Annotated in this window: 19 protein-coding genes; 5 read left to right on the top strand and 14 right to left on the bottom strand. The window is 32.2% G+C overall.

Annotated elements, in window-relative coordinates; all coding sequences use genetic code 11:
- Window positions 1–29: 29 nt before the first annotated feature.
- Window positions 30–1,583 (bottom strand): DEAD/DEAH box helicase, encoded by a 1,554-nt coding sequence (locus ACXAFS_RS06550; protein WP_475306006.1) that lies wholly within the window; start codon window positions 1,581–1,583, stop codon window positions 30–32.
- A gap of 123 nt (window positions 1,584–1,706) precedes the next feature.
- Between ACXAFS_RS06550 and ACXAFS_RS06555 the strand changes: the two genes are divergently transcribed.
- Both ACXAFS_RS06555 and ACXAFS_RS06560 read left to right on the top strand, forming a co-directional pair.
- A complete protein-coding gene (locus ACXAFS_RS06555) occupies window positions 1,707–2,639 on the top strand; it encodes a peptidoglycan DD-metalloendopeptidase family protein (protein WP_475306007.1) in 933 nt (310 codons plus the stop codon).
- Window positions 2,640–2,697: 58 nt separating this feature from the next.
- Window positions 2,698–4,917: a type IA DNA topoisomerase gene (locus tag ACXAFS_RS06560; protein WP_475306008.1), complete on the top strand. Its 2,220-nt coding sequence runs from the start codon at window positions 2,698–2,700 to the stop codon at window positions 4,915–4,917.
- Here ACXAFS_RS06560 and ACXAFS_RS06565 read toward each other — a convergent pair whose 3' ends face one another.
- The 4 genes from ACXAFS_RS06565 to ACXAFS_RS06580 are packed head-to-tail and all read right to left on the bottom strand — an operon-like array spanning window position 4,918 to window position 9,264.
- Window positions 4,918–5,856, bottom strand: a complete 939-nt coding sequence (locus ACXAFS_RS06565; protein WP_475306009.1) for a hypothetical protein — start codon at window positions 5,854–5,856, stop codon at window positions 4,918–4,920.
- Window positions 5,849–6,331, bottom strand: a complete 483-nt coding sequence (locus ACXAFS_RS06570; protein WP_475306010.1) for a GyrI-like domain-containing protein — start codon at window positions 6,329–6,331, stop codon at window positions 5,849–5,851. Before ACXAFS_RS06570 ends, ACXAFS_RS06565 begins: the two co-directional genes overlap by 8 nt.
- On the bottom strand, window positions 6,332–6,787 hold the full coding sequence (locus ACXAFS_RS06575; protein ID WP_475306011.1) for a DUF4251 domain-containing protein: 456 nt from the start codon (window positions 6,785–6,787) through the stop codon (window positions 6,332–6,334). It abuts the gene before it with no gap.
- Window positions 6,788–6,792: 5 nt separating this feature from the next.
- Window positions 6,793–9,264: a zinc-dependent metalloprotease gene (locus ACXAFS_RS06580; RefSeq protein WP_475306012.1), complete on the bottom strand. Its 2,472-nt coding sequence runs from the start codon at window positions 9,262–9,264 to the stop codon at window positions 6,793–6,795.
- Between the two features lie 137 nt (window positions 9,265–9,401).
- On the opposite strand from ACXAFS_RS06580, the gene ACXAFS_RS06585 reads away from it, so the two are divergent.
- Window positions 9,402–9,695 carry a DUF3817 domain-containing protein gene (locus ACXAFS_RS06585; protein WP_475306013.1) on the top strand — a complete coding sequence of 98 codons (294 nt, stop codon included), beginning with the start codon at window positions 9,402–9,404 and terminating at the stop codon, window positions 9,693–9,695.
- Window positions 9,688–10,926, top strand: a complete 1,239-nt coding sequence (locus ACXAFS_RS06590) for a mechanosensitive ion channel family protein (protein ID WP_475306014.1) — start codon at window positions 9,688–9,690, stop codon at window positions 10,924–10,926. The genes ACXAFS_RS06585 and ACXAFS_RS06590 overlap by 8 nt, the downstream gene beginning before the upstream one ends.
- On the opposite strand, the gene ACXAFS_RS06595 is transcribed toward ACXAFS_RS06590, so the two are convergent.
- From ACXAFS_RS06595 to ACXAFS_RS06605, 3 genes are read right to left on the bottom strand one after another with little or no spacing between them, the layout of a single operon-like run.
- A complete protein-coding gene (locus ACXAFS_RS06595; RefSeq protein ID WP_475306015.1) occupies window positions 10,923–11,315 on the bottom strand; it encodes an acyl-CoA thioesterase in 393 nt (130 codons plus the stop codon). The genes ACXAFS_RS06590 and ACXAFS_RS06595 overlap by 4 nt on opposite strands.
- Window positions 11,316–11,320: 5 nt before the next feature.
- On the bottom strand, window positions 11,321–11,851 hold the full coding sequence (locus ACXAFS_RS06600; RefSeq protein WP_475306016.1) for a hypothetical protein: 531 nt from the start codon (window positions 11,849–11,851) through the stop codon (window positions 11,321–11,323).
- Window positions 11,817–12,710 carry a DUF72 domain-containing protein gene (locus ACXAFS_RS06605; protein ID WP_475306017.1) on the bottom strand — a complete coding sequence of 298 codons (894 nt, stop codon included), beginning with the start codon at window positions 12,708–12,710 and terminating at the stop codon, window positions 11,817–11,819. The genes ACXAFS_RS06600 and ACXAFS_RS06605 overlap by 35 nt, the downstream gene beginning before the upstream one ends.
- Before the next feature lie 180 nt (window positions 12,711–12,890).
- Between ACXAFS_RS06605 and ACXAFS_RS06610 the strand changes: the two genes are divergently transcribed.
- On the top strand, window positions 12,891–13,307 hold the full coding sequence (locus ACXAFS_RS06610) for a glyoxalase (protein WP_475306018.1): 417 nt from the start codon (window positions 12,891–12,893) through the stop codon (window positions 13,305–13,307).
- Here the strand turns inward: ACXAFS_RS06610 and ACXAFS_RS06615 are convergent.
- The 6 genes from ACXAFS_RS06615 to ACXAFS_RS06640 all read right to left on the bottom strand — a co-directional run bounded on the left by ACXAFS_RS06615 (window position 13,304) and on the right by ACXAFS_RS06640 (window position 16,267).
- Window positions 13,304–13,981 (bottom strand): DUF2461 domain-containing protein, encoded by a 678-nt coding sequence (locus ACXAFS_RS06615; protein WP_475306019.1) that lies wholly within the window; start codon window positions 13,979–13,981, stop codon window positions 13,304–13,306. The two genes, ACXAFS_RS06610 and ACXAFS_RS06615, sit on opposite strands and share 4 nt — an antisense overlap.
- A gap of 71 nt (window positions 13,982–14,052) precedes the next feature.
- Window positions 14,053–14,592 (bottom strand): hypothetical protein, encoded by a 540-nt coding sequence (locus ACXAFS_RS06620; protein WP_475306020.1) that lies wholly within the window; start codon window positions 14,590–14,592, stop codon window positions 14,053–14,055.
- A gap of 48 nt (window positions 14,593–14,640) precedes the next feature.
- On the bottom strand, window positions 14,641–14,853 hold the full coding sequence (locus tag ACXAFS_RS06625) for a hypothetical protein (protein ID WP_475306021.1): 213 nt from the start codon (window positions 14,851–14,853) through the stop codon (window positions 14,641–14,643).
- 11 nt (window positions 14,854–14,864) lie between these two features.
- Window positions 14,865–15,047, bottom strand: coding sequence for a hypothetical protein (locus tag ACXAFS_RS06630; protein WP_475306022.1), 183 nt, complete (start codon window positions 15,045–15,047; stop codon window positions 14,865–14,867).
- A 45-nt stretch (window positions 15,048–15,092) separates the two neighbouring features.
- Window positions 15,093–15,257 carry a DUF1328 family protein gene (locus ACXAFS_RS06635; RefSeq protein WP_331809893.1) on the bottom strand — a complete coding sequence of 55 codons (165 nt, stop codon included), beginning with the start codon at window positions 15,255–15,257 and terminating at the stop codon, window positions 15,093–15,095.
- A 107-nt stretch (window positions 15,258–15,364) separates the two neighbouring features.
- Window positions 15,365–16,267 (bottom strand): mechanosensitive ion channel family protein, encoded by a 903-nt coding sequence (locus ACXAFS_RS06640; RefSeq protein WP_475306023.1) that lies wholly within the window; start codon window positions 16,265–16,267, stop codon window positions 15,365–15,367.
- Window positions 16,268–16,291: the final 24 nt, after the last annotated feature.

Here is a 16,291-nt window from a genome sequence, read left to right on the forward strand (position 1 = left end):
TACAACTTTTCGTAAGGGTTTTAAAGTTTTTATTCTTCAGGAGGATATCCGTGAATCTCCTCAAACTTTTCATCAAAGTTAGTTCTAAGGTATGAGTTGAGCTTTTTCTGGTAATCGTCTTTTAACCATTTTAAGAAATTATGTGTGCTCTTACTAATACACTTCGCATAGATTTCTATACGTTGATTAATATCGTCTTTAAGTAATTTTGCTAAAGCTAAAGCATCATAAACATCCTCACTGTTCTCTATACATATTTTGGCATGATGTTCAATAGAACGCTCTAATACAACCTTTGAAGATTCACCAGCAGTAACAGCATCTTTATAAGTTTGTCTGATATCAAAATAAGTATCTTCAGATTTAGAAAATTCGCCTTTGATTTCGTCATCTAAATCGTGCTTAAAGTTGGCTTCAATAGCTTCGTCATCCTTAATACGATCTGTATACCAGTTTGGCGATTTAAAAATTAATTGCCAATCTAAGTCTGCTCCCCAAGGACCAAAACGGTACAAATTGTTACCAAGGTCTATTACCGTAAATTTTTCTTTATTATTAAGAATACGAGAGCCACGACCAATCATTTGGTAATAGAGTGTTAACGATTTTGTTGCTCTATTTAAAATAATAGTATCTATAGTAGGTTCATCAAAACCAGTAGTTAAGATACTTACAGAGGTTAAGATGGCATTTGGTGTTTCGTGAAACCAATCTAAAATCTGCTTACGTTGCTTTTTCGTAGCTGTATTATCTAAATGCATAATTGGTAATCCTGCTTCTCTAAACGCATAATACACACTTATGGAAGTATTGATACCATTATTAAATATTAAAGTCTTCTTCCCTAGCGAATGTTTTTTGTACGCATCGACTGTTTTTTGAAGCATTGCAGGACTTGTATATAAATCTTCTGAAGATTTTACGGTATAGTCGCCATTAGACCCAACTTCTAACGAAGTTAATCCCATATCGTAGGCATACGTTTCGCAACGTGCTAAAAACTCATTTTCGATAAGGTTTTCTATAGTTTCACCAGTAATAAGCTCGTTGTAATTACCTTTCATAGGCAGTTCTTTATTAGAACTTAATGGTGTTGCCGTAACACCTAAAATGAAAGCCTTTTCAAAGAATTTAAAAAGTTTAGTAAATGAGTTATAGTGTGCCTCATCAATGATTACCAAACCAACATCAGAGATATCTAGCATATCATCATTAAGACGGTTATTTAAAGTTTCCACCATAGCAACAAAACAAGAATACTCTGCCTGGTCATCTAAATTCGCCTTACTATTTACAACCTTGTTAGTAACACCAAAACTAGTCAGCATTTTAGAAGTCTGATTACAAAGCTCAATTCTGTGCGTCATTACCAATACTTTTTTATTGTGATTTTTTAAGTATTGACGTACCATTTCAGAAAAGATAACTGTTTTTCCACCACCAGTTGGCAGTTGGTATAACAAGTGATAATCGTCTGGAGCAGTGTCGAATTTTTCAAAAATCTTACTAATTGCTCCTTGTTGATAATCGTATAATTCTTTATCGGTTTTCTTCTCTTGAACAGCTTGGTTTGTTTGCGACATAAATAGTATTCTAAATTAAAGGTGCAAAATTAAAGCTTTTTCATTGATGAATAAAGTGATTTGTGATTAACAATATTTGTTTTAATTTAGCGTTCTTTCAACCGAAAGATTATTTTTAAATTAATGAAAACCCTCTTATTTGCCATTTCATTTTTTATGGGTATAACCTGTGTAATTGCCCAAAATGAAAGTCCTTCAGATACTTTAAAAATCACATTACCATCAACATTTAAAAAGGCTAGCTTAGTAAAGGAAATAGAAATACCTTTACAATCAGATACCGACACTCTTCTTAATGCTTTACCAGATATAAAAGCTGAGCATTGGGACACAACTGTATACAACCCTTACAAGTACACCGTATCTGAATTCCCTATTAACATCACATTTTCTGACAGTACCTATGCTTCTCCTGTATCGCATAAAAAGGTAATTACATCTCGTTATGGATGGCGAAAAGGGAGACCACACAAAGGCATTGATATTGATTTAGTAACAGGAGATTCTGTAGTTTCTATTCTTGGAGGTATTGTAAGATTTGCAAGATATAGTCGTGGTCATGGCAAAACTGTTGTTGTTCGTCATTTTAATGGTTTAGAAACGACTTATGCTCACCTTTCGTATATAGCAGTTAAGGCAAATGATACGTTAGCAAAAGGACAATACTTAGGAAAAGGCGGTAACACAGGACGCTCAACAGGCAGTCATTTGCATTTGGTAACAAGCTATAAAGGTGAATATATTCATCCTGAATATCTTTTCAATTTTGATGATACTAATACCATTCGTTCTCAAGATCTTTGGGTAACCCACAAATGGACCAGAGCAACATACCATAGTTCTAAGGGTTTAGCAAAACTAACACTGTTTAATACTAAGGAAGAAGCCTTAGCGAGTTTAGAAAAGCAACGCAAAGTATATGTTGTAAGAAAAGGAGATACACTTTCCAGAATTTCTAAGCGTAACCAAACAAGTATTGCTTCAATTTGCAGAACCAATAAAATTAAAAGGAACTCTACGCTTAGAATTGGACAAAAGCTGATTTTAGAGCTTTAAAATCACTTTTATAATTCTATATTTTACTTATTTTGCAGTCTTAAAAATTCAATAAATTTTGAAAGTCTGTATAGCCGAAAAACCTAGTGTCGCAAGAGAAATTGCGAATGTTTTAGGAGCCAACACCAAACGTGATGGTTACTTTGAAGGTAATGGCTATGCTGTAACTTACACCTTTGGTCATCTTTGTTCGTTGTGCGAGCCGAGTGATTATAAACCTCATTGGAAAAGTTGGGATCTTAACAACTTACCGATGCTTCCAGAAAAATTCAAGATTAAAGTTTCGAATAATGAAGGCATAAAAAAACAGTTTAACATTGTAAAAAGCCTTTTTGATAAAGCAGATGTTGTTATTAATTGTGGTGATGCTGGACAAGAAGGAGAGCTGATACAGCGTTGGGTTTTAAGTGAAGCTAAATATAAAGGAAAAGTACAGCGTCTTTGGATTTCATCGCTTACTACAGAAGCTATAAAAGAAGGCTTTGAAAATCTAAAACCAGCTGAAGATTATGATAATCTCTATCATGCAGGATTTTCTAGATCTATTGGAGATTGGTTATTAGGTATAAATGCTACTCGTTTATATACCGTTAAACATGGTGGTTATAAACAAGTACTCTCTGTTGGTAGAGTGCAAACTCCTACTCTTGCTATGTTGGTTAATCGCTATAAAGAAATAGAAAACTTTGTGCCACAACCTTATTGGGAGCTTCAAACACTATACAGAGATACTTTATTTAGTTATGAAGAAGGACGTTTTCTAAAAATGGAAGATGGTGAAAAGTTAGCTAATAAAGTAAAAGAACATGAATATGAAATTGTGTCTATTACCAAAAAGAAAGGTACAGAATATGCACCTAAACTTTTTGATTTGACTGGATTACAGGTTTACTGTAATACCAAGTTTGGTTTATCCGCAGATGACACCTTAAAAATCGCACAAAAACTTTATGAAAAAAAGGTCGTAACATACCCTAGAGTTGATACTACATTTTTACCTAGTGATATTTATCCTAAAGTAAAAAATATACTTTCTAAACTCACTGATTATAATCAGTTTACAGCACATTTACTAAATAAAAAGATAAGGAAATCGTCTCGTGTATTTAACGATAAAAAAGTAACGGATCACCATGCTATAATTCCCACGGGAATGCAAACGCATTTACAGCATAATGAACAACGTGTTTATGACATCATTACCAAACGATTTATAGCTGTTTTTTATGATGATTGTAAAGTATCTAATACTACAGTTATTGGTAAAGCAGATAATGTCAATTTTAAAACTACAGGTAAAGAAATATTATCTAAAGGTTGGCGTGTAGTATTTGAGTCTAATGACTCTAAAACCAAAGGAGAGACGATATTACCAACATTTGCTGAAGGTGAAAAGGGACCACACGAGCCTTCGTTTTTAGAAAAGCAAACCAAACCACCAAAACAGTATACCGAAGCCTCTCTTCTACGTGCCATGGAAACTGCAGGCAAACAAGTAGATGATGATGAGTTGAGAGATTTAATGAAAGAGAATGGTATTGGCAGACCTTCTACGAGAGCGAATATTATAGAAACGCTTTTTAAACGTAAATATATTAAGCGAAATAAAAAGCAAATTTTACCAACAGTAACAGGAATACAATTAATAGATACTATTCAGAATGAATTGTTGAAATCAGCCGAACTCACTGGTACTTGGGAAAAGCAATTAAAAGATATAGAAAAAGGCGAAATAAGCGCTAATACGTTTATTAAAGGAATGAAACGTATGGTTGATGCATTAGTTTATGAGGTAAGAAGCGAAAAGGTAGAAACACGTATTTCGGCGATAAATAATAAACCTGTTAATAAGACCAAGGCTAATTCTAAGTCTAAATCTAAAAAGATTGTTGCTTCTACTTGTCCTAAATGCCAAAAAGGACGATTGATTAAAGGAAAATCGGCTTATGGCTGCAACCTTTATGGCAAAAGCTGTGATTTTGTTTTGCCTTTTAAATTTGGCGACAAAAAGATATCTGAAAATCAATATTTAAGATTGTTAGACAAAGGGTCTACAGTTAATCTTAAAGGTTTCAAAATTAATGGAAAATCAATTGAAGGTTTATTACGATTTGATGACAACTTTAAACTTAAACTCGAACCTAAACAAACTACAAAACCTCAAGTCAAAGTTGGTGATGCCTGCCCAAAATGTAAAATTGGCAAAATATTAAAAGGAAAAACGGCTTTTGGATGTAGTAACTACAAAACAGGATGTGATTATCGCAAGCCTTTTTAATTATTTCCTGTATTCAAATGTCATCTCACATGAATTATTCCTAAAGGTATGATTTATATTTATTAAGAATCCTTTGGAGTCATACTTGTAAGTATCAATAAAGGTATTGTCTTCTGGGCACTCATCTGCTGAACCAGGTCCAGAAACAGACTTAAACTTAACTAGTCTATCATTTTTATCATATTCATAATAACAATCAAAAGCCATACTCTTTAAGACTTCATTATAAATTTTTTCTGTTAGTAACTTCCAATTTCTGTTATATGTTGATTTACCGGAAGTACTTAGTTTACCATTTCTTAAAACCTGAAAAGTTGAGCTTAATGAGTCATCTTTAAACAAGTACTTTGTAATTGAAATAGATGATTCATCATTATAATTTCTGTGGTTAGTAATATTAACTACTCTATTTTTATTATCATATCTAAATAATGTATACATAGCTTTATTATCTGGTAAAACTTTACCCTTGTAATCTCTTTCTTTGATCTTTAATAGACGTCTTCTTGTATCATATGTATAATCTATTATTTCAGAACTGAAAAAGTCAGCCTTTTGCTCTAAACTATCTATATAATTAAAAACTTGTTGATATATTTTTCCATATCTATTTCTTTTCAACTCATATGTAGAATGTGGTTTTCCTCTTCTATTATAATGCGTTTTTAGAATGACTTGACCATTTTTATTAAACTTAAATTTAATTTCTTTATACTTTTTAAATTGTATAGAATCTGAATCACTTTTGGCTTTTGTATAAACCACTACTTCTTTAATTCTTTCTGATTTTATAAGTGAAGGACTGAATATTTCATCATAATCTTGCTGGTATTGCAATGAAGCATATGAACAACAATCACAAATATTATCTTGACTAAATACACTAAATGAAAAGAAAAAGACAACTAGGATAATTAATAAATCTTTAAATTCACGCATCTTTTTTTCGCTTTATTGGTAAATAAAAATCCTCTTCAGAATCTGGGCTTCCGTTTTTGTACTTTTCACCCATAATTTGAAAATGAGGTCTATCATCAATTATATATCCAGAATTTGGCAACCATTCTGTCATTATTCGTTGATATGTTTTGCCAGCATCCATCCCTTTATGAAGAAAAACAGCATAAGTACCTTCTGGGATTGTAAAACCTTCCATTTCATCTGGCAACTCTATAAATTCAGAAACCTCTACAGAAGCCCAAACATTGTAGGGCTTACTAAAATCGCCAAAATGTGTATAATTTTGAAGTGCAATAAACTCTTGGTTTAGTACATTTTTAATTTCATGCTTTCGTGGCATGAATTTTTTCCAAAGCTTTATGATTTCATCATGTTGATGTACGAGCATTTGACTCTGCATACCAACTAATTTCTTTTCTTGAAGCGTTAAAATTTTAGGTTGCACTAAAGCCATTTATTTTATTGCTCCTCTGTATTTCAACTTCTTGCCATTGGCATAGTCTAACTCTAAAAACGTATTACCATTAGGCTTTACAGTTAGTGAAGCATTATAGCCACCAATATTAAAACTGATAGTAATTTCATGAGCGTCATCCTTATAATTAACGCTATAGTTTTGCATTGCTCCCTTGAGCATTACAGAAGGTTTGTCAGCTTCTAAAGTAGACAGTGAACCATAAATATTAGAATTATTTATAGTAATTGTATTCGCACTTTCAGATACTTGTCCTCTTTTATCATCACTAAAAACCCAAGTTGCTATAAAACTAAAATTCTGAGACTCAACTATTTTTTTATTGAGATCGTACATTGCCTGTACTTTTTCCTCTTTTGATAAGCCAGATTGCGAATAGCTTATTGATGGTATTACAATTGTAGCCAATAAGCAAAATATGATTAGTTTTTTCATGATTTTTATTTTGGCTCTAATATAGTATTAATTCTTTCAATACAGTCTCTGTAATGGTATTTTGTGTCTGTATTTACACCTGCGTTTGCAGCAGAAGTTAAGATACGTTTAAGTGTATTTAATTCTCCTCTCACAATGGATCTAACATCAGATTGGTTAACGTTAAAATATTGATTGCTTCTCCTAGAATCAATGTTTTCTGTCATTAAGTACTCCATCCTGTCCACATAAGCACGTTGCAAGTTTCTTCTATATACTGAAACATTAGAAGACGACATTGTTTCTGACCATAGTCCAATACGTAAGTCTTTCATCATATCTAAGGCTGAATAGTTTCCACTGTTCATCGCTTTATGATCTATAAGTCTGCCTAAGCGTTCAAAATTCATCAAATTATTCAAATGTCTGGTTTGTAATCTTCGAATTCTATCTGTATAACCAGCAAAATCAATATTTCTTAAAATAGATTCATCAACTAACCACTCTGGCGTTTCAAAAGCATTTTGGTGCAACCATTGCATTGCGGATTTCTGATATGCTTTATCCACAGGATTGTAAACCAAACCTTTTTGAGATGGATTCTTAGTATCCTCTACTACTCCACCAACATGTGTGACGACATGACCAACATAACGACTCCAAACACCTAAAAGTTCTCCATAAAGTTCTTCTAAATCTTCGTAATTGTTAGTTTTGTCGCTCGTCCAATCAGGTAAGTTTTTAGCAACAATTTTGAGATTCTTAATCCCATAAGTACTGGCTTTTATACTGTTATTGCCAATATCTTCGGTTTGTGCTGTTGGGTCGAAACGACTACTTTGCTTACCGAACTTATAAATAGGATTTCCTGCCTTTTCAATGATCCAACGGTTTAAAGTTTCCTTTTCGTCATCAGCAGATTTAGCATCTGGAATGTAACGATAACCATAATTGATGGCATAATCATCATAAGGTCCTAATTGACGAACAAATCTAATATTCTTGTCACCTGGTTGAGCAATGTAATTATAACGTGCATAATCCATAATCGTGGCAGCAATACCATTTTTTTGAGTGAACGCACCATCTCTATAATTTTCAACATCATAGGCATAGCTTGCACTCATATTATGTGGTAAACCTAAGGTATGCCCAACCTCGTGTGCAATTACCATTTTCATCATTTCACCTATTTCTTCATCTGGTGTGTTCAAAGTTCTTGCAGAAGGATTCGCAGCTCCGGTTTCTAACATGTAACGGTTTCTATATGAGCGTAAATGATTATGATACCAAATGATATCACTTTCTATAATTTCACCACTTCGAGGATCAGACACACTTGGTCCTGTGGCATTACGTGTAGTACTAGCCACATAACGTACCACAGAATAGCGAATATCCTCAGGACTAAACTCAGGATCTTCTTCCTTACTAGGTGGATCTTTTGCTATAATAGCGTTTCTAAATCCTGCTGCTTCAAATGCCTTTTGCCATAGCTCTATACCTTCTTTCATGTATTTTCTAAACTTCATTGGTGTGGCAGGATCTAAATAATACACAATTGGTTTAACAGGCTCAACCAATTCGCCACGTTTATAAGCTTCAATATCCTTAGGAACGAGTTTCCAACGTCTTATATAAGTCTTTTCATCCGCTTTAAGTTCTTCACTTCCATAATCATATTGACTTAGTGTAAACCAACCTACTCTCTCATCAAAATAACGAGGCTGCATTGGTTCTTCTGGCAATAAAATCATAGATTGATTCATTTGAACACTAATAGTTTCGGTTCCGTAATTAGAAGGTGGCTCCGCAGCATTATAAGTAAAATCCTGTATGACTTCAATATTTTCAGGATAGCTACGCATGGCGTTTATAAAACTTCTTGATTTATCTAAACTTCTAACTTTATATTGTTTTCTAAAAAATGAAGGTAATCCACTTATAGCTTTAACATCTGAACTATAGAATTTAGTAACATCAACCACTACAGCAGAGGAATCTTTAGAAAAGGCTGCTATATCAAAAGCATACAAGGTTGGCTCGTAATTATTGGCACGTACAGATACATTTATAGGCAAACTATCCGCAGCTATTGCACTCGATGATTTTTCTTTAATGAGAATTTTATCTCTAAATCGTTCCCAATTAATCATTCTGGTATTGGTTTTGGTACCTGCATTAACATATCCACCACCAAGATTTGCTGGTAACTTAGCCAACCTACTTACCAAAAGCATGTCTGTATTTAAGTATTTGGTCGGAATTTCAAAATAATACTTATCATCTACTACGTGTACATCAAATAGGCCTTTGTCTGTTACAGCATCTTTGGTAATTACCTTGTCGTAATCTTTTATTTTACCAGGTTTCTTTTTTGGAGCTTGTGGTTTTGTAGCCACAGCTGGTTGCTGATTTTTTGCTTTAGATGAATTTTTTACTGTAGCACATGAAAAACATAGGCTTGAAATGAGTGATAGTACCAGAATTTTTTTCATTCTTAAAAAACTTTGATTTTTGGTTGAACGCCTAAAGATAATTAATTGAATTGTAGTTTGCCTTTATTTCTTAAAAGCTGTTAAAATGCTATGGTTATTACTTGTTTGTAAAGTACTTTTGCATAAAATTTTAAAACATGTCTAAACTTCTATCAACATTTAGAATTGTAGCACTACTTGAAGGTGTATCTTATATTTTGTTATTGTTTATAGCAACACCTGTAAAATACTTTGCTAACGACCCACAGTATGTAAAAATGCTAGGTATGCCACATGGCCTACTATTTATTGCTTATATTGTTATGGCAGTTTTAATGAGTAAAGACATGAAATGGAATAACCGTACCTTATGGATTGTACTTATAGCAGCTATAATTCCTTTCGGTACATTTTATATAGATAAAAAATATCTGAAACCTGCAAATGCTTAGTATAAGACATTACATATACGATTTGCTTTTAGAGCGTGGTGTTTCTGAAAACACAGCACAGTACTTAAATATGTTGGCGCTTTTGATAGCCTTGCTCATTGTTGCTTTTATTGTAGATTATATTACCAAACGTATACTCTGGAAATTCTCTGCAACCATTGCCAGTAAAACCAAAACTAATTTTGATAATATCTTAATCAGCAATAAACTTCCTAGGAACGTTGCCCATATCATTCCACTGATCATACTCATTGAGTTTGTACCAGATGTGTTTTCTGACTTTAGCAATTTTGAAAATATAGTTGAAAAAACGCTGAAGATTATTGCCATTTTACTAACGCTAAGGATTATTAGGAGTTTCCTTAATTCAGTAAAAGATTATCTTAAAACATTACCACGTTACAAGGATAAACCTATAGATAGCTACATCCAAGTATTTATGATATTTGCTTGGGTTCTTGGGATTTTTGCAGCGTTTTCAATTCTCACTGGTATTACATTTTTGAATTTTGCACTTTCTCTTGGAACAGCTTCTGCAGTAATTCTATTGATTTTTAAGGATACAATATTAGGCTTTGTAGCTAGTATACAAGTTACTATTAATGATATGGTTCGTATAGGTGACTGGATTACATTTGAAAAATATGGTGCAGATGGAGACGTAATAGAGATCAATTTAGCCACAGTAAAGGTGCAGAATTGGGATAAAACCATAACTACTATTCCCACATACGCTTTAATTTCTGATTCATTTAAGAATTGGCGAGGTATGATGAATTCTGGTGGTAGACGTATAAAGCGTTCTGTAATTATTAAAGCTTCTACAATTAAGTTCTTAACCGATGAAGATATTGAACGCTTTAAAAGGATTGAGCTTATTTCTAATTATATAGATCAACGCTCAAAAGAAATAAAGAAATTTAATACAGAAAAGGGTATTGATAAATCGATCTTAATAAACGGTAGAAACCTTACTAATTTTGGAGTCTTTAGAAAATACTTGCAGACCTACATGGACAGGCATTCTGCAATCAATAAAGATATGACTTTGATGGTTCGCCAGTTAGAGCCTACTCCACAAGGGATTCCTATGGAAATTTATGCCTTTAGTAGTGATATTCGCTGGCAAAACTACGAGTACATTATTGGTGATATTTTTGACCATGTTTTGGCGTCGGTAAAATATTTTGATTTAGAAATTTACGAATTGGCTGTTGCCAGTTCAGATTAATTATCTTCTAATCTATCTTTTACATATTCTACTTCTGTTTTGCCATGTGGCTTAGGCTTACCGTCAGGTCCAAGGTTTACCATAATAATCTTATCTACAGTAAGAATGGTTTCTCTGGTCATTTTATTACGGACTTCACATTTCATAGTTAATGAAGAATTACCAAATTTTATAACTTCAATACCAATTTCTACGATATCTCCTTTTTTGGCAGAAGCCATAAAGTTAATTTCGGACATGTATTTGGTAACTACTTTAGAATTTTCTAACTGAATTATAGTATATAAAGCCACTTCTTCGTCAATCCAGGCCAAAAGTTGACCTCCGAAAAGTGTACCGTTAGGATTTAAGTCTTCGGGTTTTACCCATTTGCGTGTGTGGAATCTCATGTATTTTATAGATTAAATTTATTTTTTATTCTTTGCCAAAGATTGAAAGAATTATTTCTTGTATTTACTCCTTTATTTGATTCGTCTTTTACATTGAATAAATCAGAAAATTGATTGAAATATAGTCCATCACCATAGTCTATTGTATGGTATATAACTACATCGTTTTTAAGCTTAATGTATATATCATCTTCATCATCAATAATTAAATCTGAAATTATGACATTATTATATTCTATATTCTTTTTAATTCCCCAATTTTCATGTGTAACTTCATGTAGAGGTTCTGAATCAGTCCATTTACTAATCCAATTATTTCCAAAACCATATTTTAAATTATTTTCTAATTCTAATACTGTAGAAAAATAATAGGCATTTCCAAGACCTTCAAGATGCTCTATTCCTTTACCTTGATCAGTATGAAAAACTTTTAAGAGTTTTTTTCCAATTAATTCGAGCTTAATCTTTTCAAGTTCTTCCATTCTATTCTTATTATAAGAATCATAATAATTTTTGTTGCCCTTCGGAATCATCATTAGGAATCTTTAAATCCGTTCCCAATTCAGCATTTAACTTTTTAATTAAATAGGCCGAAAGCAATGGAGACTCTTTTTCTATATTTTGATGTACAAAAAAGTCAATTTCTTTAATACCATTGTCTTTCCAATGCTTTAGACGTTCTACCCAATCATCTAAACGCGTATAATCACTTGGATGATTTGCACCAACATAGCGTACAAATGCTCTGGAATTGGTGAGTCGCATATGCATAACATCGCGTCTACCAGCACTGTCTACAATGATGTTAGAAATATTATTTTCTTCCAAGAGTTGATATAAATCTTCAGCTACAGCTTCATCATTATACCAACCTGTATGCCTAAACTCTACAGCTAACGGAATTTCTTTTGGCCAACCTTCAATAAAATTTATCACACGATCAAAATCCTTAGGAGCAAAATTGTTGTGCATTTGCAAAAAGACACATCCCAGCTTTTCTTTGAGGTTAACAGCACTGTAAAGGTAATTATCTACAACAGGAGCAATATCATCATTAAGACGTTTCCAATGACTAATTTCCTGATTTAATTTTGGAAAGAATCTAAAATTATCTGGTGTTTTATCGTGCCATTTTTCAAATTGCTCTGGTGGAAAAATTCTATAAAACGTTGCATTTAACTCAATAGAATTAAACTGACGCGAATAATACTCTAATTCGTCTTTTGTTCCTCTTGGATAGAATCCTTTTAAATCTGCCTTATTCCATTTTGCACAACCTACGTAAACCTTAGTATTATCTGAAGGATTTTTTTGTAATGTCTTAAGTGTATCAGGATGGTCTGGTGGTAGAGTAAAATCTATATGTTCTGGGTTATCGACGCTTCCGAATTTCATAAAAAAGGGTTTTCTCAAAGATAGTTGTTAATGGTGATTTGCTATATTTTTTTGAATTAGATTTTTAAATACTAAAATCAGAAATGTTAATAAGACCGTTAACAACAATATCGCCTAGCCTACTCAAACAAAGTGTTAATGGTTAATTTTAATTCCAGATTAATCCTAAATGACTTAACCATGGCTTCACGAACAGAGCATTTATTATCTATTAGACCTGTAATTTCTTCTGCAAAGATTTATGATTCTATGAGTTCTGATGAGTTATTTCAGAACAAAACATTACGCCCTATCATAAAGATGCAGCACGATTTGTTTATTTCTGTTTTTAAAAATTACATTGCTAAACGCAAAAATGTATTTTACGAATTGAGTTTACCGAAACAACTATCCTATATAGATAACGCGATACATAAGGATATGAAGTTTAGAAATTCTGTAAAAGGAATGATTATTGGACAATTTACAGAAGAAGAATATGCGCTTTATATAGAAAATTCTTCAGCATTAAATAAGCGTATGATGAATATCGTAAAGGAACGCTTATTAGATAGTATTCAAGCATTTACTAAACCAGAAGTTTTGAAGGCTGTTTAAAGCAACGACTCGCCATTAAGATTTGTAGTAAGTACATCGCTCATGTAATCAAAGAATGGTCTAATTTTTTTAAACGCATCGTTTACATTTTCAAGAAAATTGTCTTGCATCACTTCTTTGTCTGAGTACTTTTTGATGAAAATGTATTGCTTTTTACGAATAAGATCTATTGCAAGATGCTCTTTATCAAAACCTTTAGGTGCAGTTTTTAGCTCATCACCAACGAAACTTCCCCAAGTTTCACTAAAAGTTTTATCATTAAGAATATCCCTCATCTCACTATCATCCATTTCAAATTCTTTTCTAATTCTGAACAAATCTTCTTTATTAGGCTCCCAAAAACCTGTTGCAATAAACGATTCATTATTAGGTTGAATGTGCAGATAATAACCACCTCTTAGTTCTGGTTTCTTTCTTGCAAAAGATCCACCAAAATGAGTTTTGTACGGTAGCTTATTTTTTGAAAAACGTACATCTCTGTATATTCTGAAAATTTTAATCTTTTCAATCTGATCGTGAGTACTCATTAATTCACCTAAATGGTTGTATGCAGATTTCACTTTAGCTTCAATAGCTTTAAACTCAGGTTTATGTTCATTAAACCAATCTCTATTATTGTTTTTAGCTAGTTTTTTGAAGAAGGAAAAAGTCTCTTTTGGTATGGTAGTACTCATAGTTTTTTGTTTGTATAAAAATAAAAAAAAGCCATCAATTGTGATGGCTTTTTAAAGTTATCTATCTGTAATTACAGCTCACTATCATTAAATTTCTCAATAATTAGTGTGCCTTCATCATCATAATACTCAATAACAAACATGTTGTTTTTGAAATACCCAATACCAGTATAATCATTTGTGTTAAATAAATACACATCGGCATTGTTTGAAAATCTGGCATTACCAATTAACTTTTTTGATTTATTGTCAACAATTTCAAATCCAGAATTAGTTGGATTAAAATTATAGACCATTCCGTCTTTTTTATAATAAGTTACTTTTGCTTGTTCATCATAAAACGGATCGTCATCATTATCTATATATATAACTTTTGAAACTTTGGTAGCGGGAAAAACCCTTGGAGCATCTATTGTACCTTTATATTTAGGATCTGTTTTAATTTCTTGCTCTTTTGTTGTTTTTACCATGACCTTTTTTTCGACCATTTCACCATCTTCCATAACGTTTATGATTCTGGTTTTGGTTTCAACAATTTTATCTTTATTTTCTTTCTGTGCCTGTACACTAACGAACATTGTAAGTGCTAAGGCTAATATTTTAATTTTCATCTTTTTATAATTTATTTGATTCTGTGATTAAAGTTTAATGGCAGATTATTACTTACCTCCATTTTCTTCTTTAACCTCTTCTATTTCGTCTTTTAAGTCTTCTGCAGCATCTTTTACATCATCACTAGCTTCTTCTAATTCATCGCTAACGTCGTCTAATGCTTGCTCAACTTTTTCGTCAGGTGTTTTTTGCTCTCTACAGCTTGTAATAAATACACTCAAGCTAAACAGAGCTAAAAACAAATATGTTAATCGTTTCATTATTGTCTGTTTTATTTGTTATCAACTGCATCTTCTACTTCATCAGACACATCGTCTGCAGCATCTTCAATAGCATCACCAGTATCATCTACTGCTTCTTCTATTTTTTCGCCAGTAGTTTTTTGTTCTCTACAACTTGTGGTTAATAAACTAAGACTAAATAATGCTATAAATAAATATGTGAACTTTTTCATTGTTTTAAATTTTAGTGGTTAATGTTTTATTTTACTATACTTGGTTTATAGTTTTTTTGTTGATCCTCTAAAAAGAGAAATAACAAATAGTACTAAGAATAGAAAGAAACATATTTTTGCTATTGTTGCAGCTCCTCCTGCTATTCCACCAAATCCTAAGATTCCGGCTATGATTGCAATAATTACAAATGTGATTGTCCAACGTAACATAATTTTAAATTTTTAAATGATTAGTGTTTTTTAGTTTCTGACTTTCAGAAACCATGGTTCTTTCAGTGACTTTCACTGAATAGATAATAGTGTAGGATTTGTTTGGTTTAGTTGTTTGAAAACGCTTCTTGCAAGTCTGGTGACTTAACACTAAGCTTGTTATCAAATTGAAGTGTTCTTATAGGGAAAGGAATATTAATACCTTCTTTATCGTAAGCCTTTTTAATTTCTATTATGGCTTTAGTTTTTGCTCTTAATTTTTCGAGCATACTTTCGGCATCTATCCAAAATCTGCATAAGTAGTTTATAGAACTGTCCCCAAATTCTGTATAATAGAACTCTACATCTTCTGGTTTTTCAACCTGATCAAAAGTTTTAGCGATAACTTCTTTGGTTAGTTGTTCTACCTTTTCTAAATCAGACTCGTATCCTACTCCACACTCTAAGAATACTCTCATCCTTGTAGTTAAGGAGTAGTTTTTAAGTGGATTTTCTAATATTGTTTTATTAGGAATAACAACAATATTATTATCAGCTTCTTTTAATGTAAAGTCTTTAAGATTAATATCGATAACCTCACCAGAAAAACCTGTTGTTTCTACCCAATTACCGATTTGAATTTTCTTTCTAAACGATAATATAAGACCTGCAAAAGTATTTGCCAATGTACCTTGTAAAGCTAGACCTATCGCTAACCCTACTACACCAGCACCTGCTAATAACGAGGTTAATGCTTTACCTAAATTCATTACACCTAATGCAACGAATAAGCCTATAGCTACTACGATAACAGTTGTTACTCTTGCGATAGCTGTTGTTATTGATTCTTGATTTACCTTTCTAGATACTAGCTTACTCACTAATTTACTAATGTACTTAGCAGCAAAATATGATGCTACCATAACCAAAATGGCTAGTATAAAGTTGGGTATATATTCTATGATTGTGTTAAACCAACCCTTGAGTTTAGAAATAAGATTCCCAAGGGCAGTATTGAATTGCTCTTTCATTTTTAAGATGTTTTAGTGATTAAA

It is taken from the genome of Winogradskyella sp. ABM4_392 (assembly GCF_056160445.1).